General features: G+C 74.5%; 1 protein-coding gene. It reads left to right on the forward strand.

Features of this window, described 5'->3' with window-relative positions; translation table 11 throughout:
* Positions 1–314, forward strand: a 314-nt coding sequence (locus JHD82_RS29480; protein ID WP_199140460.1) for a hypothetical protein, incomplete at both ends; no start/stop codon positions are given.

The raw sequence follows: 314 nt of genomic DNA on the forward strand, positions 1-314 counted from the left end.
CCCCCCCCCCCCCCCCCCCCCCCCCCCCCCCCCCCCCCCCCCCCCCCCCCCCCCCCCCCCCCCCCCCCCCCCCCCCCCCCCCCCCCCCCCCCCCCCCCCCCCCCCCCCCTTTTTTAATGATCCGGCGCCCACCGAGATCTACACTGTTCGCATTTCGTCGGCAGCGTCAGATGTGTATAAGAGACAGGGTGGGGCATGTCGGGCGTGGAGGGCATGGCGCCATCGTACCTGCGGCGTACGTGTGGCGTGTCCGTGGCGTGCCCGTGGCCGGCTTGCGAAAGCACAAGGCGAGTTGCGGTGGCATCGGTATGCCA

Source organism: Delftia sp. ASV31 (genome assembly GCF_016428765.1).
In the GTDB taxonomy this organism is placed as follows: Bacteria; Pseudomonadota; Gammaproteobacteria; order Burkholderiales; family Burkholderiaceae_C; genus Comamonas; species Comamonas acidovorans.